Origin of the sequence: Stenotrophomonas sp. CASM114 (assembly GCF_049384325.1) — a bacterium.
GTDB classification, from domain to species: domain Bacteria; phylum Pseudomonadota; class Gammaproteobacteria; order Xanthomonadales; family Xanthomonadaceae; genus Stenotrophomonas; species Stenotrophomonas muris.
In genome coordinates, this window is the sequence record NZ_JBMRGJ010000057.1 from 1 (window position 1) to 268 (window position 268).

Below are 268 nucleotides of genomic sequence, written 5' to 3' on the forward strand. Positions count from 1 at the left end.
CAAGGTCCGAAGATCCCCTGCTTTCACCCGTAGGTCGTATGCGGTATTAGCGTAAGTTTCCCTACGTTATCCCCCACGACAGAGTAGATTCCGATGTATTCCTCACCCGTCCGCCACTCGCCACCCAAGGAGCAAGCTCCTCTGTGCTGCCGTTCGACTTGCATGTGTTAGGCCTACCGCCAGCGTTCACTCTGAGCCAGGATCAAACTCTTCACTTAAAACTACATGATCCGAAGATCAAAATTTAAAGCTGCAGATGATTGATTCT

At 50.4% G+C, this 268-nt stretch carries 1 rRNA gene; it reads right to left on the reverse strand.

The annotated features are described in order from the left end of the window. Positions 1 to 218 (reverse strand): 16S ribosomal RNA (locus VG566_RS20450); the annotation flags it as partial. Between the last annotated feature and the right edge of the window lie 50 nt (positions 219 to 268).